Raw genomic sequence first — 18,646 nt, forward strand, 5'->3', positions numbered from 1 at the left:
GCCGTAGCCAGCGTTAGGCCTCTGTGCATTGAAAATTGCCCGAAATTTTCACTGACCGCGTAGGCCGCTTTTAGCGGCTCGGGCTGTGCTCATGGAAGAATGAGAGCATGACCGCAAACGCAACGCACAAAGCTACGATTCACACCTCTTTGGGCGACATTGTTGTCGATCTTTTCGGCAACCACGCTCCGAAGACTGTCAGCAACTTCGTCGGCCTGTCGACCGGTGAGCAGGAGTGGGTTCACCCAGAATCCGGCGACAAGAAGACCAACACCCCGCTGTACAGCGGAACCATTTTCCACCGCATCATCGCGGACTTCATGATCCAGGGCGGCGACCCACTGGGCCAGGGTTTTGGCGGCCCCGGCTACCAGTTCGATGATGAGATCCACCCGGAACTGAACTTCAACGAGCCTTACAAGCTGGCCATGGCCAACGCAGGCATCCGCATGGGCCGCGGCACCAACGGTTCGCAGTTCTTTATCACCACCGTTCCAACTACCTGGTTGCAGGGCAAGCACACCATCTTCGGTGAAGTTACCGAAGCTGAGTCCCGCAAGATTGTCGACGCCCTGAACGCAGTCGCCACCGATGGCCGCGACAAGCCTCTGGAAGACGTAGTTATCAAATCGGTCGACATCGAGGCTCTGTAACCTCTTCGTCCCGCAATTTGAAGGCTCCGGCGATTCCCTTAGTGGAGTCGACGGGGCCTTCGATGTTTAATCACCACTGATCCATCCAACGCTAGGTAGAAAACTAAATGTCCTACGGGCAAGTGAATCCTCAAGGTCAATCACAGCCGACCTGCTATCGGCATCCAGAGACGGTCTCTTATGTCTCGTGCAACCGCTGCGGCCGTCCTGTCTGCCCGCAGTGCCAAGTTCCAGCTCCTGTCGGTGTTCAGTGTGTTGAATGCGTCAGGCAGGCGAATAAGAATGTTCCGATGCAGAAGACGCAGTTCGGAGGCCGCGCTCGTGCCGGTGCTCCCCTGGTCACGATGATTTTCATCGGATTGAATGTGTTCGTCTATCTGTTGCAGTGGATTATTCCGGGCTTTACGAGGGAATTGGTGCTGATCCCGGCGATCGCAGCGTACGAGCCATGGCGCCTGATCAGCAGTGCATTCGCGCACTCCACCGGATCGTTCCTGCACATCCTCATGAACATGTACGGGGTGTATATTTTTGGCACGCTTCTCGAACCGCGACTTGGTAGGCTCCGATTTACTTGGCTTTACCTTCTCAGCGCCTTGGGTGGCTCATTGGGAGTCATGCTCCTGAGCCCGGTCACAACGGCAACGCTGGGAGCTTCGGGTGCCTTGGCAGGACTCTTCCTGGCCACATTCGTCGTTCTGCGCGGAAACAAGCAGGCGCTGCGCCAAATGGCGATCATTCTGGCGCTGAACGTCGTCCTCGGCTTCGTCGTTTCCGGGATCTCATGGCAGGCCCATCTTGGCGGCGCCGTGGCCGGCATAGTCGCCGCTTCCTGCATCATGTTGATTCCTCGAAGTAATCCACAGCGTTCGAAAATTCAGCTCTCACTCCTGGGCGCACTGAGTGCGGCAATGTTGATTTTGACCTATCTTGCAGTCGAAGCCGCTAAATGGCCTCTGGCCTGATTCGAAAACACGTCAGCAAAGATATCCACACTGCTTATCCACACTGTTAATAACTTACAGCCATGTAACTCTGCGGCGGCAAAGTTATTAACAGCCCGGAATGACCGCATTCTCAGGGAATAAGCCATCCGAAGAGTAGATACTCACACCTTTCTCCCCAGTTGTGGATAACTTTTAAACACGGCTGTAGATAGTGCATTTACGAACTGGAAACCTGTTAATAACCAGCGCTTCGAATCTTTAAACGAAGAGGGCAACACCCGCCCAGGATGCGCCAAAAGTGATGTTTCCACAAGCAGGATCCACAGTGTTAATAACTTTTGTACACACCTAATTTGTTGCACAAAAACCATTTGACAAGGCATTTTGATTCAAAAAGCCCACTAATGCCCAAGTTGTCCCCAGCTGTGGATAAAGTTGTGAACAAGTTGTGGTTGAAGGTAATCCACAAGACCTGTGGATACCTGTGGATATCCGCAGGTTAACTGGTGAAAAGTGGCGCCAGGAGCATGGTGGCGAAAGCCAGCATGAAGATGCAGATGAGCCCATCCAGTACTCGCCAAGCTGAGGGTTTAGCAAAGAATCGCGACAGGAAACGCGACGCATAGCCAAGTGCGCTAAACCAGAGCACGCTGGCCAGCATCGCTCCAACGGCAAATGCACCGGATTCTTCTCCTTGGGATGCCCCGATGGAGCCGAGCAGGAGCACCGTGTCGATGTAGACATGGGGATTAAGCCAAGTCAGCATGAGTGCAGTCCCTGCAATAGACCACGCAGTGGTTGGCGATGGCGTGCTCGATGACTCCATGCCTGACGGGGCGATCGTGCGCCGCAACGCAAAAAATGCATAGGAGACCAGGAAGATCGCTCCCCCGATGCGGGCGATCGTCAGGATCCACGGAGCCTGCTCCACAACGATGCCTATGCCGGTAACCCCAGCGAAGATGAGCACCACATCCGACAATGCGCAAAGGGTCACTGTCAACAGAACGCGTTCTCGACGGATTCCCTGTCGTAGAACGAACGCATTCTGCGCCCCGATGGCGACGATGAGTGACAGTCCTGTTGAGAACCCGAGAAAAAGGGAGGCGGTGATCATGGAATGACAGTACGAAAAGCGACAAGATAATGTCTAACTTAAGTATCTACATCTGCATTAGGGTAGCTAATGTGAAATTCGATGTGGAACACCTTCAGACCCTGCTTGCAGTTGTGGACGCTGGAAGCTTCGATGATGCGTCCATTGACTTGGGGATTACTCCGTCAGCCGTGAGCCAGCGGATCAAGGCGCTGGAGAACAGGTTGGGGGCCGTGCTGGTAGTGCGCAGCAGGCCTGTCATTCCTACAGACCAGGGAATCAAGGTATTGCGATATGCGCGGCAGATTGCGGCGTTGAGTGCGGAATTCTCCTACGAAATTACCCAAACCGGCCACCAACGAGTTGCCGTGGGCGTGAACGCTGATTCGCTCTCGACTTGGTTCACCCCGGTTTTCGAAGAACTGGCCCGGTGGGACAACGTTTCAATCGAAATCATGCGCATGGATGAGAGCCGATCGCTGGACATGCTGCGCAGCGGGCGGGTCAGTGCGGTGGTGACAAACAGCTCGGCCGCAGCCCAAGGCTGTTCGGTGCGCAGGTTGGGGGCGTTGCGCTATCGGGCGGTGTGCAGTCCAAGGATGGCCCGCGAATATTTTGCCAACGCAGGCGCTGACGGTTTCCTGATGGCGCCCATGATGATTTTCGACAGGGAAGACCGATTGCAGCATCACCTGCTGGAGCAGTTGGGGCTGGACCCGGCTCAGCGGAAGGGAGCCATGCATACGGTTCCGGATTCATGGCAGTTTTTGCATGCGATCCAGGCAGGAATGGGCTGGGGGATGGTCCCCGACCAACAGCTGGCGCAAGTTGAAGGGCTCGTAGAACTCGATGAGCTGTGGTTCATCGACGTACCGCTGTATTTCCAGCGCTGGGCAGTAGATTCTGAAATTCTCGGACGTTTGGAATCCACACTGCTGAAGGTAGCCAGCGACGGCGGTCTGAATTTGCTAACGTGAGTGCCAAGCGGGCAGTTCGGTCCGCGCCCGGACGAGGGAGCCGTACCCGGAATCAGGACAAGACGGCCAGAGAAGGAATCTGGTTATGTATTGGCTTGTCTTGATTGTTTCCGGCCTCTTTGAGGCCGTCTGGGCGACCGCTTTGGGGCTTAGCGACGGCCTGTCGAAGCTGATACCCACGATCGTTTTCTTTTCGGCGCTGCTGCTCTCCATGGGCGGTTTGGCCTATGCAATGAAAGAAATCCCCACCGGTACCGCCTACGCGGTATGGGTGGGGATTGGCGCATCGCTGACGGTGGTCTATTCCATGGCCACGGGGCAAGAGCCAGTGACACTCTTGAAGATGGTATTCATCCTCGGCCTTGTCGGATGCGTGATCGGCCTGAAGGCCGTAAGCCATTGAGGACTGCTATTTCCAGCCGGTGGTCATGAAGAAACCAACCATGGCGATGCCGAAGCCGATGACGATGTTCCAGCCGCCGATATTCGGGATCGGGAACAGGGTCTGGGACAGGTAGTACACCATGATCCACACCAGACCCAGAAGCATCAGACCGAACATCACCGGCTTGTACCAAACCGGCATCGGCTTATCCACGGCGTGGGTTCCCTGGCTCTCCTGGGACCGTGGCTTGTTCTTGCGTCGTGGCTTTGACTCCGGCACTCGAATGCTCCCTTGGCTTCTTCCGCATAATGTAGTAAATGTGGGAGACGATTGGGTCTTCCCGGTACGCTAGGTGCAGGAGAACGTTCGCATTGTTCCGGTTTTCCTGCGTAGCTTCCATACTAACGGTAATGTGTCCTGCCCAGAGAGTCGGGATATCTCCTCGCGAGAGAGCTTCCGCCCTTCCGCCGCCCGCCCCGTACCAAGGAGCAAGATCGACGTGAACCGTGCAGCAACTGCACCAGGCCGCCGAACAAGCCGTCCGCGACAGTCCCTGGGCGGCCGAATCGCCGGCTTTTTCGGCGAACTGCTGATCACCCTCGGCATCGTGCTCATGCTGTACGTCGCGTGGGAATTGTGGTGGACGAATATCGACTCCGCCCAGGCCCAGCAGGAGGTCACGAACAACCTGGTTGAAAACCTTGGCGATGTGGTTATCCCGGAGACCAATGACGACGACAAGGACTTCGGCCCGGCCCCGGTGGCCAAAATCGGGGCGGGGGAGACCTTCGGCATCATGTACTTCCCGACCTGGGGAGCAGACGGAACCTACCACCCGGTTACCAACGGCGTGGGAGACGACGTCATCAACAGCTTGGGCATCGGGCACTACCCGAACACGCAGCTGCCCGGCGAAAAGGGCAACTTTGCCGTGGCAGCGCACCGCCAGACACATGGCCAGGTGTTCTGGGACATCGACAAACTCCACGAGGGGGACAAGATCTATCTTCAGACCAAGGACGGCTATTACACCTACACCTGGTCCAAGACGGAAATCGTGAATCCCTCCGACGGGGAGGTCCTTCTTCCCGTACCGCACCAATGGGGTGTCGAACCGACAGACTCCATTCTCACCATGACCACCTGCCACCCGAAGTACACGACGCGCCAGCGCATGATCGCGTACTCGGAGCTGACCAATTGGCGCCCGCTTGATGCCGGACCGCCATCGGCAATTCGCGACCTTGTTGCCAAGGCAACGAGCTAGGGGAGAAAGAATGTACGCCTGGATTTTCCGAAACCTGCCCGGTCCTTTGTGGCTTCGTATTATTGAAGCATTGATTCTCATTGCAGCTGTCGTGCTATTACTGATGATGTACGTCTTCCCATGGCTGAATGAGTACATCAGCCCGTTCACCGACTCGACGATTGGCCAAAGCACCCAGTGAGCAGCATCAAGATCCTCGTGATCGACAACTATGACAGTTTCGTCTACACCTTGGTAGGATACCTGCAGGAGCTGGGCGCGCAGACAACCGTCTACCGCAATGACGATCTCTCCTTCGCTCAGGCGGCCGAATTGGCCGCCGAGCATGACGGGGTATTGATTTCCCCCGGCCCCGGAGACCCGGCTGGCGCCGGAGTGAGCATTGAGCTGATCAAATGGTGCGGCGAGCAGGCTAAGCCGATGCTCGGGGTCTGCCTGGGCCATCAGTCGCTGGCAGAAGCCTACGGCGGCGTCGTGACCCACGCCGAGGAACTGATGCACGGCAAGACTTCGCTGGTCTCCCACGAACGGCATCCGATCTTCGCCCGGGTTGCCAATCCGTTCACCGCAACCCGCTACCACTCGTTGGCCGCAGTGCGCGAGAGCATCCCCGACGAGCTGGAAATTATTGCCCAGACCGAAGGCGGAGTCATCATGGGGCTGGCACACCGCACCGCACCGCTGTGGGGCCTGCAGTTCCACCCGGAATCGGTGCTGACCGAGCAGGGTTACCAGATGCTCGGCAACTGGCTGGAATTCGTCGGCCTGCCTGGGGCGGCCGAGAAAGCATCTACGCTTAGCCCGTTGTTCAGCGGCGAGTAAGCAACAGATAAAATACATCGCGTCGGACCACATGGTCCGGCGCGATGCGTTTTAAAGGCGGTTATTCGGTCTTGGGGCCGGTGGTGGGCCGGGTGCGATCTCGTCCGTTATTCGACGAATTGCCGTTGTTTCCGTTATTTCCACTGTTTCCCTGGTCCTCATTGTCATCCGATGCGGAAGGAGGATCCTGCGGGTCTTCGCTGTCCGTCGCACTCGGCGTCGGGGTAGGCGTCGGCGACGGCTTCGGCTTGGCCACCGAGATCTTGACCAGACTGCCCTGCGCGACATCGGCTCCGGCTACCGGATCCTGCGCGAAGAGCGTGCCGGGTTCGTGGTCATCGGTTTCCACGTCCACGAACTGGACCTTGAGCTGGAATTCATCGGCAGTCAGGGCCTTCGTGGCCTCGTCCTGGGACATGTTGGTCGCGGCGGGCACCGTGACCTGCCCGGTGGACAGGATGAGGTCGACCTTGGAACCGGCCTTGACCTTCGAACCCAGCTCAGGGCTGGTGCCGATGACCCAATCGGTCGGGATGGTGGCCGAGTTCTCGCGGCTGACCTCGCCGACTTCGAGTCCGGCCTGGCGCAGCGCATCACGCGCCGCGGTTTCCGACTGGTTTTCCAGGTTTTTCGGGATCGTGCGCTGTTCCGAGCCATCGGAAATATACAGATCCACCGTCGATTCCTTGGCGATCTCCTGGCCGGTGACCGGGTCGGTGCGGGTCGCGTTCCCCTCGTCGACGTCGTCGCTGTATTCGTGTTTTACGCTCACGTTGAAGGTCGCGTTGCGCAGCAGGCTGGTGGCATCCTCCTCGGACAGGTTCAGCACGCTCGGTACCGCGACCGGGGCCTTGCGCTCTTGGTCGGCCTGGATGGAACGGATCACCAGGAAGCTGGCGATGCCCACGGCGAACAGCGCGATGATGGTCAGCAGCACGATCAGGCCGCGGTTTGACTTGTGCCCAGGCTGGTCGTTGGCCCGCGACTCGGCCCGCGATGCGAAGACCGGGTGCTCATTGGTCAGCGGAGCCGGTTCGGCCGCGTACAGCGTCTCGGTGGAGTCATGGGTGCCGTAGATCGGCATGGTGTAGGTGGGCACCGTGGACTCGTGGAATTCCACGCCGCGGGACGCATCCTCCAAGGCGTCGGCAAAGGCGCCGGCGGATTGGAAGCGTTCGTCGCGGTCCTTGGACAGCACTTTGAGCACGATCGGATCGTAGATCGGGTTGATGTCCGGGTTGGCCTCGCTGGGAGGAACTGGGGCTTCGCCGACGTGCTGGTAGGCCACCGACACCGGCGAATCGCCGGTGAAGGGAGGTTTGCGGGTGAGCAGCTCGTAGAACAGGCAGCCGGCCGAGTAGATGTCGGTCCGGTAGTCGACCTGCTCGCCACGCGCCTGCTCGGGGGAGAAGTACTGCGCGGTGCCGACCACCGCGGCGGTCTGGGTCATCGTGGCCGAGTTGTCCAGTGCCTGGGCGATGCCGAAATCCATCAGCTTCACGTGGCCCGACTCGGTGACCATGACGTTGGCCGGCTTGATGTCGCGGTGCACCACGTTCTTCGAATGCGAGTGGTCCAGCGCGTCGCAGACGCCGCGGATCAGCTCGACCGCATGGTACTCATCGACGTCTCCGTCGATGATGACCTGCTTCAGGGTGCGGCCGGTGACGTATTCCATGACCATGAAGGGCAGCGCCTCCGCGGACTGGCCGGTCGCCGGCAGCAGCCCGGTGTCGTAGACCGCGACGATGTTCGGGTGGCTGAGCCCGGCCACGGCCTTGGCCTCGCGCCGGAATCGGTTCACGACCATCGGATTGCCCGCGGTGTCCTGGCGCAGCACCTTGACCGCGACCTGGCGCGCCAATACATGGTCGGTGGCTAGGTAGACGTCGGCCATGCCGCCGCGGCCGATCAGCGACTCGATCTCGTAGCGCTCGTTGATCAGGCGCGGCAGTCCCGCAGGCAGCGCTTCAAATTCGCTCATTACTCGCCGCCTGGCGCCTCATCCTGCGCAGCGCCGGTGGAGGTGGCGGACTGCGTTGGAGTCGGGGTAGGGGTCGGGGTCGGGGTCGAAACCGGCTCCGGGCCCTTGGAAACCGTCAGGCTCACACTGGTCCCCGGGGCGACCTCGCTCTTGGCGGGGACGCTCTGGGAGAGCACGGTGCCGGCCACGGAATCGTCGAATGCTTCCGAGCCCTTGACCGCGGCCAGGCCGGCGGACTGCAGCAGCTGCTGCGCGGCGCTGAAGCTCATGCCGGAGACCGCGGGAACGTTCACGGTCTGCGAGGCCATGGCGTAGACGACCTTGATGGTCGAACCGGCCTCGACGCTGCCGGACGGGCTCACGGAGAGCACGGTGTTCGGAGACGCTTCGGAGGTCTCCTGAGCGACGTCGTTCACCTTCAAACCCAGGGATTCGAGCTCGGCGATGACCGTGTCGATGTTCTTGCCCACCAGCGAGGAACTGACCTGGACGAATTCCTTCTGCGTTTTGCTCGGCGAAGGAGTGCTGGAACTCTGCGTGGGCGCAGTGGTTTCCGTGCTGGATTCCGTGCTCTCCGCGGTGGTTTCGCTGGTCTCGGTAGTCTGCGTATTTGTTGCCCCCGTCGGCTTGTCGCCGCCCGAATTGCCGGTGAAGGCGGGGATCAGCCAGGCGGCCAGGCCGATGAGCGCAGCGAGCGCGATGATCGCGACCAGCGGGATCAGCCACGGGCTGCGCTTGCGCTCCTGGTCCTCATGGTATTCCTGGACGTCGGCATCCTCGTCGTCGAAGCCATCATCCGCACCGGTGCCGGCGCTTGAAACGGTGAATTCGTCCTGCGCCGGGCCGACCGGGGCCACCACGGTCGGCATGGCGTTGGTCATCGCCGGCGCCGAATCCGCCGGGGAGAAGGCCTGGGTGGCGTCGTCCTCAAGGTTCAGCGCCTGGGTGGCGTCCTCGGCCACGCCGGCGGCCAGAATGCCGGGCACCGCCAGCGCGGCGGTGTTGGTGTCTCCGGCGCGCAGGGCGTCGGCCGCCTGGGCCAGCGCCGTGGCGTTTTCCGGGCGGTCCGCGGGGTTCTTGGCCAGCATCGACATGATCAGCTGGCGCACCGGGGCCGGAATGGTTTCCGGCAGCGGTGGCGGCGCATCGTTGACCTGTGCCAGGGCGATGGCGATCTGCGATTCGCCGGTAAACGGCCGGCGGCCGGCCAGGCATTCGTAGCCGATGACGCCCAGGGCGTAGATGTCCGAGCTGCCGGTGGCGTTCTGCCCGGTGGCCTGCTCCGGAGCCAGATACTGGGCGGTGCCCATGACCTGTCCGGTGGCGGTCAGCGGGACCTGGTCGGCCAGGCGGGCGATGCCGAAGTCGGTGATCTTCACGGTCCCCGAGGGCATGACCAGGATGTTGCCTGGCTTCACGTCGCGGTGCACCAGCCCGTGCTCGTGCGCGGCGGCCAGTGCCCGGGCGGTCTGGGCAATCAGCGACAGCGTACGGTCCACGTCGAGCTTGCGCTCGCGTTCGATGATGGTCGACAGCGGCGGGCCTGGAACAAGCTCCATGACCAGGTAGGCCGAGCCGTCCTCCTCGCCGTAGTCGAAGACGCCGGCGATGCCGGAGTGGTTCAGCAGCGCGGTGTGCCGGGCTTCGACACGGAAGCGGGTCAGGAACGACTCGTTGTTCGTGTATTCCTCTTTGAGGATCTTGATCGCCACAAGGCGCCCAAGGACCTGGTCCCGTGCTTTCCATACTTCGCCCATGCCGCCGATTGCAATGCGATCGGTCAACTTGTAACGCCCGCCCAAGGTGGTGCCGGTTATTGGCCTCACTTGTTGAACACCGCCTCTACCATCTTCTTCATGATTGCCCCGGCCGTGTTATGGCCAGTGTTGTAGTCTACTTGCTGGATTGTCACCGTGATGGCGACCTGCGGATCGTCCGCCGGCGCGAAGCCGGTGATCCAGGAGTTCACGATCGGCACGCCATTTTCGTTCCTGACCTGGGCCGTGCCGGTCTTGGCGCGGAGGTCGACACCCGGAACCGCCGCGTTCATGGCGGTGCCCGACTGCACCGGCCCCTTCATCAGGGACTTCAGGTCAGCCGCGACCTCGGGAGTCGTCGCCGTGGAGAACTTCTCCGGCTTCGGCTCCTCGATGACCCGCAGGTCCGGCGCGGTGACCTTCTTGACCATGTTCGGCTTCATGATGACCCCGTCGTTCGCGATGGCCATGGCGGCCATGTTCATCTGCAGCGGGGTGACCTTGTTGTTGTACTGGCCGATGGCCATCTGCGCCAGCTGCGCGGCGGTGATGTCCTTGGTCGGGAACTGGCTCGGGGTGACCGACTGCGGGATGTCCAGCTGCTGGCCGAAGCCGAAGCGCTCGGTCACGTCCGCGAACTTCTCAATCCCCAGCTTCTGGCTGATCTCCATGTACGGGGTGTTGCAGCTCTGCGCGAAGATGAACTCCAAGGTCGCCTCGGAACGGCGTCCGCAGATGCCCTCGTAGAAGTTGTTCATCTTGTCCTTGGATCCCGGGTAGTTCACCGACGCGGGGTTCTTGATCACGGTGTTCATGTCGTAATCGTCGGACTCGAGCGCGGCGACCGTGCTGAGGATCTTGAACGAGGACCCGGGGGAGACCAGGTCGCCGATCGCCGGGTTGACGTAGGGACTCAACCCGTCGATCTCGCTGATCTTCTTCATGTTCTTCGCAGCCTCGGAGGTCGAATGGACCGCCAGGTCGTTGGTGTCGAAGGTCGGCTTGGAGACCATGCTCAGGATTTCGCCGGTCTTCGGGTCGGTGACCACCACGCTGGCGCGCAGGCCGTCAGGGATCGCATCATAGGCGGCCTGCTGCAGCTTGCCGTCGATGGTCAGCTCCACCGAGGCACCCTCGGCCTTCTGGCCGGTGAACATGCCGGCAAGACGGTCGAAGAGCAGATCGGAACTCGAGCCGGTCAGCCAGTCGTTGAGTTCCGACTCCAGCTGGGTGGTGCCGTTGGCCAGCGAGTAGTAGCCGGTCAAATGCGCATACAGCTCGGGGTCGGTGTACTTGCGCTGGAAGTTGAACTGGCCATCGTCGGTTTCCACGGATTCGGCGATCGGCTTGCCGTCCACCAGGATCGCGCCGCGCGGAAGATCGAACTCGCGGAACAGCTGCCGCTTGTTCAGGGCATTGTCGTTGAGGGTTTCGGCGTTGAAGAACTGGATGTAGCTCAACGCACCGAGGCAGATGACGAACATCGCCGTCAGGGCCACCCATACGTGCTTGATTGCCTGATTCACTGATTGGTCACCGCCTTCCGGTCCTTGAGCCTGCTGGTGGTGTGAGTTGCGATTTCATCGGTAGGTCCTACGGAGCCGCTCATGGGGCGGCGTGCATTGTGTGAGATGAGCAGGAGCAGGGCGATGATGATCCAGTTGGCCAGCAGCGAGGAGCCGCCGGCGGCCATGAACGGAGTAGCCAGGCCGGTCAGCGGAATGAGCCGGGTGACGCCGCCGATGATGACGACGCACTGCAGCCCCAGGGTGAAGGCCAGGCCGCTGGCCAGCAGCTTGCCGAAGGTGTCGCGGGCGCCCAGCGCGGCGCGCAGGCCGCGCGAGACCAGCAGCATGAACAGCAGGATGATCGCGGTGACGCCGATCAGGCCGATCTCCTCGCCGAAGGAGGCGATGATCATGTCCGAATTGGCCAGCGGGACGCGGTACGGTGAACCGCCGCCGAGACCCGTGCCGAACAGGCCGCCGTCGGCCATGCCGAACAGGCCCTCGACGATCTGCGCGCTGCCGCCCCGGGCCTGGTAGATCTCCGGGTCGAAGGCGTTGAGCCAGACGTTGACGCGGCGTTCGACGTGGCCCATGGTCAGCGCGGCGAAGACGCCGCCGACGGCCACCATCAGCAGGCCGATGATCACCCAGGAGATACGGGCCGTGGCCACGTAGATCATCAGGATGAACAAGCCGAAGAACAGGATTGCCGAGCCGAGGTCCCGCTGCACCACCAGCACGCCGATGGACAGCAGCCAGGCGATGATCATCGGAGCCATGTCGCGCATGCGCGGAAGCTGCAGCGGGCCGAACTTGCGGCCCGCCATCAGGATCAGGTCGCGGTTCGAAGAAAGGTACCCGGCGAAGAAGATCGACAGGGTGATCTTCGCCAGCTCGCCGGGCTGCAGCGAGAACGGGCCGACATGGATCCAGATGCGCGCGCCGTTGATCGTGGCGCCCAGACCCGGAATCAGCGGAAGCAGCAGCAGGACGATGGATGCCAGCAGGGCGATATATGTGAAGCGCCGCAGGACGCGGTGGTCCTTCACGGCCCAGAGCACCAGGGCGGCAACCAGGATGGCGATGGCCGTCCACATCAGCTGCCGGCTGGACTGGGATGTGCCCTTGGCGAGGTCAATGCGGTGGATCATCGCCAGGCCCAGGGAGTTCAGCGCCACGGTGATCGGAAGTATTACCGGATCGGCATACTTGGCGAAAATGCGCAGGAGCACGTGGATGACCAGGGCCAAGGCGCCCATGATCCCCATCTGGATCAGGAAATTCTTGCTGTCGTTGTCCTCGGTAGCGCTGCCGACCAGGAAGAAGGCGGCACCGCCCACGCATAGGGCCAGAAGCAGCAGCAGGAGCTCGAGATTGCGCCGAGGCACCGGTGCGGTTTGCACTTCGGTCATTGCATGATCTCCTGACAGTAGGCCGGCAGCGGCGATTGCGTTGATTGGTTGTTCGAGCTGCCCGGAACCTGCACCGGGCAATTCTGCTTCGCGGTGACCAGCAGCTCCTGGATGATGGACTGGGCATGTTCCCGGCTGTCGGCCGGAATGGTGGATTCAACGCGCTGGCGCGAGTACTCGGGCAGGGCCTCGAGCGGGACCGAGCTGACGGTGTCGATTTCCGAGAGGGAAATCGGGCCGAGCTCCTGGGGCACGCCCTTGTAAATGGCGACCTTTCCGTCCACCGGGCCGACGAAGTACTGGGTCTGCGTCCACATGTAACCCCAAGCGCCGAGGATGACCACCAGCACGGCGGTCAGGGTCAGCAGGATCGGCATCAGCCAGCGGCGATGCGGAAGGGATTCTTCGATGGGATCCAGTACGCCCCGGGCGGCGGGGGAACGGTGCGTGAGCAATGCCGCGGCGCGGCGTTCTCCGGTGTGCTGGGTGACAACCGGGATCTGCCCGGTCTGCGTGGCCAGCTGCGCGGAGCCCACCAGCAGATGCGGGCGTTGGGAGATCTCGTGGCGCAGCAGCGAGGCGCTGGCTTCGACGTCGCCCTCCGCGGCGATGGCCAGCTGGCCGGTATCCGGAGCCGGTTCAAGCCTTGCCGGTTCATCGCTGCCGGGAGCCTGGTCTTCCACGACCTCGAACATCACCACGGTGACGTTGTCCGGAGCGCCGTTCTTCAGCGTGATGGCGACCAGGTCGTTGACGGCTTGGTCCATGTCGGGGGTTGAACGGATGATCTCTTCGATGACCGGAACGGCCACCGCATCGGTCAGGCCGTCCGAGCAGAGCATCCAGCGTTCGCCCACGCTTGCCTCGAGCTGCTGGACGTCGAGCTCGGGGGAAGCATCCGAATCACCCAGCACGCGCAGGAGCACGTTCTTATGGGGGTGGATTTCCGCTTCCTCGCGGCTGATGCGCCCCTCGTCAACGAGGCGCTGGACGAAGGTGTGATCGGTGCTGATCTGCTCGAAGACACCATTTTTCAGGCGGTAGGCGCGTGAGTCGCCGATGTGCGCCATGTGCAGGGTCGTTCCGGACAGGAGCAGCGAGGTGACTGTGGTGCCCATCCCGGAAAGCTTGGGGTTGGCGCCGACCAGTTCGTTCAAGACGAGGTTGGCGGCCTGGATTTCATCGGGCAGTGCATTGCGTGGATCGGCAGTGACGGCGCGGTCCAGGTGCACCAGATCCAGCACGGTGGAGGCCGAGGCGACGTCGCCGCCTACATGGCCACCCATGCCGTCGGCCAGGACCGCGAGGTGCTCTCCGACATAGGCGGAGTCGTCATTTTTCTTGCGGATTCGTCCGACGTCGGACTTGGCGGCAAATTTAAGCTTCAAAGCCATAGGCTAAGCCTTCAATTCCAGGACAGTCTTCCCGATGCGGATACGCTGCCCCGGCTCAACTGCCTGGGCGCGGGTCAGCTGGCTGTCTCCTACGAAGGTTCCGTTGGTGGAACCGAGGTCTTCAATGAACCAGCGCGAGCCCTGCGGGAACAGGCGGGCATGGCGTCCCGAGGCGTAGTCGTCTTCCAGGACCACAGTGGCATCCTGGGCGCGGCCGAAGAGGATCGGCTGACCCTGCAGGGTGATGGTGCGCCCGGCCAGGGGACCCTCGAGGATCTGCAGTGAGCTTGCGGCCTTGCGGGTGGTCGGCTCCGGTTCTGCCAGCTCGGGGTTCTTCTTGAGGGCCCGAGCGCTGGGCTTTCCGGTGCGGGAACGCGAACCAATGGCCAGGTCGCGGCGCATCGACCCGACCACGCTGAGAACAAGCAGCCATATCAGGACAAGGAAGCCCAGACGGAGCAGGCTCAGAACGAGGTCATTCATGCATGGTCTCCGTTGTTCGTGGTAATCAGTCGGAAGACGATCTTCGTCTGTCCGATATTGATGATTGAACCGTCAAATATACGGGTTTCAGTGGAAATTTTCTTTCCATCGACGTAGGTTCCGTTGGTGGAACCGAGATCGGAAACGACATAGGTGTTCTGCCCTCGGGTTTCCACGCGCACGTGCTGGCGCGAAACTCCGGAGTCGTCCACCGGGATGTCGGTGCTGGCCGAGCGGCCGAGAACGATTGAGTGATGGTGCAACGCGAAGCGCTGGCCGTCGACTTCCAAAATCGCCTGCTTGGGGATGGAGGGGGCCGTCGGCTGCGGCTTCGGCCGACTGGTCGGGCGCGGCTGGGCGGTGGTCTTCGGTGCGGCGGAATCAGGGGGGACCGCAGCGGCGCCTGAGGGTTTGGGTGCGGGTTCGCGAACTGGTGCGGAGGCGGCCGGCTTGGAGCTGGCGTCCTTGATGGATCCGTTGATCTCCATTTCGCCGACCTTGAAGCTCGGATCGGAGACGAAGTGGATCATGATGTCGCTCTGCACCGAGTAGCCCTGGGTGCTTGCGTGTTCCGCAGTGACCTTGGCCAGCTCGTTGACTACGGATGAACCCCATCCCTTGGCGGTCTCGAAGTCCTTCTCGCTCAAGGAGACGACAAAGTCGTTCGGCGCCAGGCTGCGGCCCTCGCTGATTGGCAGGATGCCGCGATCCATCTCATTGCGCAGGGCCGTGGTCAGCTCCACGGGTTTGACCTCGCTGGTGCTGGTGCCTCGGAAGAAGCTGGTGACGACCTTTTCCAAGCCTCGTTCGACCTTGTCGAGAAAGCCCATTACTCGCGCTCCTTCCTACCTTTTTGGATGTCTGTTGAGTCCCGAGCCAAGTAGCCATTTCGGCCGGAACACGGAACTTCATTGTCGATCTTACTGTTTTCAGCTGTGCAATTGCCGGAAATTTGCTGGCGGACACATGGCGCAATAAGCCAACGATATAAGTGCCAAAAAGGTTGCAAATGTGTTGCTGACCACAAAGTACCGTTTCGATTAGGTGATCGGGAAAAGTGTGTGTAAGCTAATTCTTGTTGCCGACACAGTGGGCGGCAAAAAAGTGAATATGCGCGAGTGGCGGAATTGGTAGACGCGCTGGCTTCAGGTGCCAGTGATCGCAAGGTCGTGGGGGTTCAAGTCCCCCCTCGCGCACACGAATGAAATGGCCCCTGACCTGGGATTTTATCTCTCGGGTTGGGGGTCTTTCGCGTCGGGAGTGCTAGAAAAAGTGCTAAGCCTTGCCAGTCGGCGACTTGGGTCGGTGCGGTTCCGCATGGGAGAATCGCTTCATGCGCGCACCTCTTATTGCTGGACACACTCGATGACCGAGGCTGCGCCAACGGAACGCTTTGCTGGGCGCGCGTGGATTCTGCTCACCGTGCGTCTGGGTTCGATCCTCATCGTCACGGTCGTGTTGTGGGTCGTTCTCCGGGCCACCGCCGGGATCGAGTCGTTCCCGCCGAGTACGACATGGGCGACTCTGGGGCTTCTCCCCGTGAACGTGCTTTGCCTGTTGATCGTGCGCAAGTTTCACAGAGATAAGGGGGTCTCCCTCCGCGCTGCGCTGGGCATTCAGAAGGGTCGTATCGGGCGAGACGTGTTGTGGGGCCTGCTCTGGCTCTTCGTCCTGAACATCCCGTTCATGGCGGTGGTGGCTGGAACCGTGTTCGCCCTCTACGGGAGCGATGCGCCATCTGCGTTCGCCACGATCTTCTTCGATCCTGCGTCATCAGTGCGGATGGAACCGGTGGTTCTGCTCGTCATCTCGCTCGTGGCGGTGATCCCGTTCATGCTGATTAATGCGCCAACGGAGGAACTCGTCTTCCGCGGCTACGGCCTGGACGGGATCGCATCCCGATGGGGCGCTACTGTGGCGATCGTAGCCACGTCACTCCTGTTCGGCGCTCAGCACATTCTCTTCGCAGCCACCGTTCCCGGCATGCTCGTCTACTTCATCGCGTTTACGGTATGGGGCCTCTGCGCCGGGTTCATCGTGCGCAAGCAAGGACGCCTCCTCCCGGTGGTGATCGCTCACTGGATCGTGAACATCATGATGTCGTCTCCGGCGATCATCCTCCCGATCCTGCAACTCACAGGCGTTGTTCCGGTGTTCTGAACCCGACACGCGTTGCCGAGGTGGGCAGCGAAGCGGTCTACTGCCGAGCGCTGCATAGTTGGGGTGACGTGGGAGTTCAAGTCCCCCCTCGCGCACAGAATGGATAACCTCCGGGTCAAGATTTAGATCTTGAACCGGAGGTTATTTCTTTTCCGAAAGCATTGTATTTCGCGGCCCGCCGCCGTCGGAAAAACACGTTGTCGGGTCGCGGAGATCTCACTCGAATCAAACTACCCCGACCGCCGCGTGTCGGACATCAAGATCCCCGGCGCTGCCCGCCGGTGGTGCCGCCACCGCTCCAGCGCAACAACCGCATAGGCGATGGCAGTTATGGCTGCGGCAAAACCGGCGACGTATCCCACGACAGGTCCATAGCCGCCTTGCAGGTGTTGGTCGAGGAACGGGTACGGGTACCACCACGGGACTCCGGTGGCCGGGGCCGTCACGAACGGAGCGCGGATCAAGGTGTATCCGAGCCAGGCCAGCGGAAATATCAGCACCAAAGCCACCGATTTCCCGGGGAGCGTGCGGGGCCAGGGGCCGCAAAGCGCGTGGAGAAGCATGAAGGCCGGCCCCAACAGGTGCAAGACCTCGTTCGACTACGGCACGGTGGTTCCCTGATCCAGCGCGATGGACCTGAGTAGCAGGTTGTAGACCACGCCGGTGGCGATCATATAGGTCGTTGCGCAGGCTAGCAGGATGGCTAGCCAGGCGGCTTCCTGCGGCTTCGAGCGCGGTCTGGTCATCCACCATGCGGCAAGCAGCAGCACCACGGCGCAGAAGATATTGGACAGGATCGTGAAGTAGCTGAAGAAGTTGGCCATCGTGGTGGGCAAGTCCCGCCCGAGGCCTACGGTCCTTTCAATGGCCGCCCGGGCCTGGGCCGCGACCGCCGCGAGGATCAGCAGACCCATCGCGCCCTGCGCGGCGGCCCAGGCCTGCCGCGCAGCAGCTGTTGGTTCGGTCGCGCTCATGGGGCCATCCGCTCGATCCGGCCAAGGAGAAGTCATCTGATATTGCGGAGTTTACCAATTCGGGGACGTTCCGGTCACGTGCCCGGTGGCATAAAATCGGACTCGGAAAACCAATGAAGGGACAGGTTGATGGGTGCCAAGGGTGAAGCATTTGAACTAACCGGGACGGTGCGCATGATCGCCGACCGACGAATCGTCGTCTTCGACCAGGAATCCAGTGATCGACTGCCCAGCCGTGGCCAGGTCGCGGTGGAGCTGGTCTTCGCCGGCAAAACGTCAACCGTCGTGCTCGACCCGGACGGGCGCAGGGGGCATTGGTTGTCCATCGACGGCAGCGGGCCGGTGGATATCGAGGCCGAAAGTGGTTCGTCCTTGACTTTTACCGCCCAACTCAGCGACTCCTGGCCGGAGACAGAGGTGCCGATGGATCTTTCCGCAGCGCTGAAGGGCACCCCGGAACTCGATGGGACCTGGGCAGGGCTGACGCCGATGGCACGCTGGGAATGGGTGCGCTGGGTCGGAGCGACCAAGAATCCGCAGACCCGGCAGCGCCGCGTGGAAGTCAGCATCTCCAAGCTGCTGGACGGCAAGCGCCGCCCCTGCTGCTTCGACCTGTCTTCCTGCACCGACCCCGAGGTTGCCAAGAGCGGCAAGCTGATTGGCTAGGAAGGAACGTGCGGCACGACCCTGAACAGGTAGTAGCTGTCGATGTCCGGTTCGGGGTCGAAAATCAGCCCCAGCACGCCGCTGCTCATGACCACCATGCCCAGCACCACCAACAGAGCCACGACAGCCGTGGCAACGGTGAAGAACTTCGAAATCCGCAC

21 protein-coding genes, 1 tRNA gene and 1 riboswitch are annotated in these 18,646 nt (G+C 61.3%); of the genes, 10 read left to right on the forward strand and 12 right to left on the reverse strand.

Annotated features, from left to right (window positions below; genetic code table 11):
- Positions 1-107: 107 nt before the first annotated feature.
- On the forward strand, positions 108-653 hold the full coding sequence (locus JQN66_RS00075) for a peptidylprolyl isomerase (RefSeq protein WP_188949288.1): 546 nt from the start codon (positions 108-110) through the stop codon (positions 651-653).
- Between the two features lie 290 nt (positions 654-943).
- A complete protein-coding gene (locus tag JQN66_RS00080; protein ID WP_204676155.1) occupies positions 944-1,618 on the forward strand; it encodes a rhomboid family intramembrane serine protease in 675 nt (224 codons plus the stop codon).
- 481 nt (positions 1,619-2,099) lie between these two features.
- Here the strand turns inward: JQN66_RS00080 and JQN66_RS00085 are convergent, their stop codons facing one another.
- A complete protein-coding gene (locus tag JQN66_RS00085; RefSeq protein ID WP_204676156.1) occupies positions 2,100-2,717 on the reverse strand; it encodes a LysE/ArgO family amino acid transporter in 618 nt (205 codons plus the stop codon).
- A 71-nt stretch (positions 2,718-2,788) separates the two neighbouring features.
- Between JQN66_RS00085 and JQN66_RS00090 the strand changes: the two genes are divergently transcribed.
- Entirely contained in the window at positions 2,789-3,673 is an 885-nt protein-coding gene (locus tag JQN66_RS00090) for an ArgP/LysG family DNA-binding transcriptional regulator (RefSeq protein ID WP_204676157.1), read from the forward strand.
- Between the two features lie 2 nt (positions 3,674-3,675).
- Positions 3,676-3,744, forward strand: a riboswitch (guanidine-III (ykkC-III) riboswitch).
- 14 nt (positions 3,745-3,758) lie between these two features.
- Positions 3,759-4,076, forward strand: coding sequence for a DMT family transporter (locus JQN66_RS00095; protein ID WP_204676158.1), 318 nt, complete (start codon positions 3,759-3,761; stop codon positions 4,074-4,076).
- 6 nt (positions 4,077-4,082) lie between these two features.
- Here JQN66_RS00095 and JQN66_RS00100 read toward each other — a convergent pair whose 3' ends face one another.
- A complete protein-coding gene (locus tag JQN66_RS00100; RefSeq protein ID WP_204676159.1) occupies positions 4,083-4,337 on the reverse strand; it encodes a cell division protein CrgA in 255 nt (84 codons plus the stop codon).
- 220 nt (positions 4,338-4,557) lie between these two features.
- Here JQN66_RS00100 and JQN66_RS00105 point away from each other — a divergent pair, with 220 nt between their 5' ends.
- Genes JQN66_RS00105 through JQN66_RS00115 form a run of 3 tightly spaced genes read left to right on the forward strand, consistent with a single transcriptional unit; the run spans position 4,558 to position 6,147 of the window.
- Positions 4,558-5,325, forward strand: a complete 768-nt coding sequence (locus JQN66_RS00105; protein ID WP_188949282.1) for a class E sortase — start codon at positions 4,558-4,560, stop codon at positions 5,323-5,325.
- A gap of 10 nt (positions 5,326-5,335) precedes the next feature.
- The gene (locus tag JQN66_RS00110; RefSeq protein WP_188949281.1) at positions 5,336-5,506 is read left to right on the forward strand and encodes a hypothetical protein; all 171 of its coding nucleotides are present in this window, start codon (positions 5,336-5,338) and stop codon (positions 5,504-5,506) included.
- Positions 5,503-6,147 carry an anthranilate synthase component II gene (locus JQN66_RS00115; protein WP_188949280.1) on the forward strand — a complete coding sequence of 215 codons (645 nt, stop codon included), beginning with the start codon at positions 5,503-5,505 and terminating at the stop codon, positions 6,145-6,147. Before JQN66_RS00110 ends, JQN66_RS00115 begins: the two co-directional genes overlap by 4 nt.
- A 61-nt stretch (positions 6,148-6,208) precedes the next feature.
- Here the strand turns inward: JQN66_RS00115 and pknB are convergent, their stop codons facing one another.
- From pknB to JQN66_RS00150, 7 genes are read right to left on the reverse strand one after another with little or no spacing between them, the layout of a single operon-like run.
- On the reverse strand, positions 6,209-8,131 hold the full coding sequence (gene pknB / locus JQN66_RS00120) for a Stk1 family PASTA domain-containing Ser/Thr kinase (RefSeq protein ID WP_204676160.1): 1,923 nt from the start codon (positions 8,129-8,131) through the stop codon (positions 6,209-6,211).
- Complete coding sequence (locus JQN66_RS00125) at positions 8,131-9,957, reverse strand: protein kinase domain-containing protein (protein ID WP_204676161.1); 1,827 nt, start codon at positions 9,955-9,957, stop codon at positions 8,131-8,133. Before JQN66_RS00125 ends, pknB begins: the two co-directional genes overlap by 1 nt.
- Positions 9,954-11,414 carry a peptidoglycan D,D-transpeptidase FtsI family protein gene (locus tag JQN66_RS00130; RefSeq protein ID WP_188949277.1) on the reverse strand — a complete coding sequence of 487 codons (1,461 nt, stop codon included), beginning with the start codon at positions 11,412-11,414 and terminating at the stop codon, positions 9,954-9,956. Before JQN66_RS00130 ends, JQN66_RS00125 begins: the two co-directional genes overlap by 4 nt.
- Positions 11,411-12,808 (reverse strand): FtsW/RodA/SpoVE family cell cycle protein, encoded by a 1,398-nt coding sequence (locus JQN66_RS00135; RefSeq protein ID WP_204676162.1) that lies wholly within the window; start codon positions 12,806-12,808, stop codon positions 11,411-11,413. Before JQN66_RS00135 ends, JQN66_RS00130 begins: the two co-directional genes overlap by 4 nt.
- Positions 12,805-14,202, reverse strand: a complete 1,398-nt coding sequence (locus JQN66_RS00140) for a PP2C family protein-serine/threonine phosphatase (protein WP_204676163.1) — start codon at positions 14,200-14,202, stop codon at positions 12,805-12,807. Before JQN66_RS00140 ends, JQN66_RS00135 begins: the two co-directional genes overlap by 4 nt.
- Before the next feature lie 3 nt (positions 14,203-14,205).
- A complete protein-coding gene (locus JQN66_RS00145; RefSeq protein WP_188949274.1) occupies positions 14,206-14,685 on the reverse strand; it encodes an FHA domain-containing protein FhaB/FipA in 480 nt (159 codons plus the stop codon).
- Complete coding sequence (locus tag JQN66_RS00150; RefSeq protein ID WP_204676164.1) at positions 14,682-15,515, reverse strand: FhaA domain-containing protein; 834 nt, start codon at positions 15,513-15,515, stop codon at positions 14,682-14,684. The genes JQN66_RS00145 and JQN66_RS00150 overlap by 4 nt, the downstream gene beginning before the upstream one ends.
- A gap of 282 nt (positions 15,516-15,797) precedes the next feature.
- Between JQN66_RS00150 and JQN66_RS00155 the strand changes: the two genes are divergently transcribed.
- Together JQN66_RS00155 and JQN66_RS00160 are read left to right on the forward strand one after the other, a co-directional pair.
- A tRNA-Leu gene (locus JQN66_RS00155) sits at positions 15,798-15,881 on the forward strand.
- Positions 15,882-16,050: 169 nt separating this feature from the next.
- Positions 16,051-16,845 carry a CPBP family intramembrane glutamic endopeptidase gene (locus JQN66_RS00160; RefSeq protein ID WP_204676165.1) on the forward strand — a complete coding sequence of 265 codons (795 nt, stop codon included), beginning with the start codon at positions 16,051-16,053 and terminating at the stop codon, positions 16,843-16,845.
- A 230-nt stretch (positions 16,846-17,075) separates the two neighbouring features.
- On the opposite strand, the gene JQN66_RS00165 is transcribed toward JQN66_RS00160, so the two are convergent.
- A complete protein-coding gene (locus tag JQN66_RS00165; protein ID WP_204676166.1) occupies positions 17,076-17,408 on the reverse strand; it encodes a Pr6Pr family membrane protein in 333 nt (110 codons plus the stop codon).
- A gap of 36 nt (positions 17,409-17,444) precedes the next feature.
- Entirely contained in the window at positions 17,445-17,819 is a 375-nt protein-coding gene (locus tag JQN66_RS00170) for a hypothetical protein (RefSeq protein ID WP_204676167.1), read from the reverse strand.
- 129 nt (positions 17,820-17,948) lie between these two features.
- On the opposite strand from JQN66_RS00170, the gene JQN66_RS00175 reads away from it, so the two are divergent.
- Entirely contained in the window at positions 17,949-18,485 is a 537-nt protein-coding gene (locus tag JQN66_RS00175; RefSeq protein WP_204676168.1) for a YdeI/OmpD-associated family protein, read from the forward strand.
- Here JQN66_RS00175 and JQN66_RS00180 read toward each other — a convergent pair.
- The gene (locus tag JQN66_RS00180; protein ID WP_204676169.1) at positions 18,482-18,646 is read right to left on the reverse strand and encodes a hypothetical protein; all 165 of its coding nucleotides are present in this window, start codon (positions 18,644-18,646) and stop codon (positions 18,482-18,484) included. The two genes, JQN66_RS00175 and JQN66_RS00180, sit on opposite strands and share 4 nt — an antisense overlap.

Origin of the sequence: Glutamicibacter protophormiae, from assembly GCF_016894325.1 — a bacterium.
Taxonomy (GTDB): domain Bacteria; phylum Actinomycetota; class Actinomycetes; order Actinomycetales; family Micrococcaceae; genus Glutamicibacter; species Glutamicibacter protophormiae.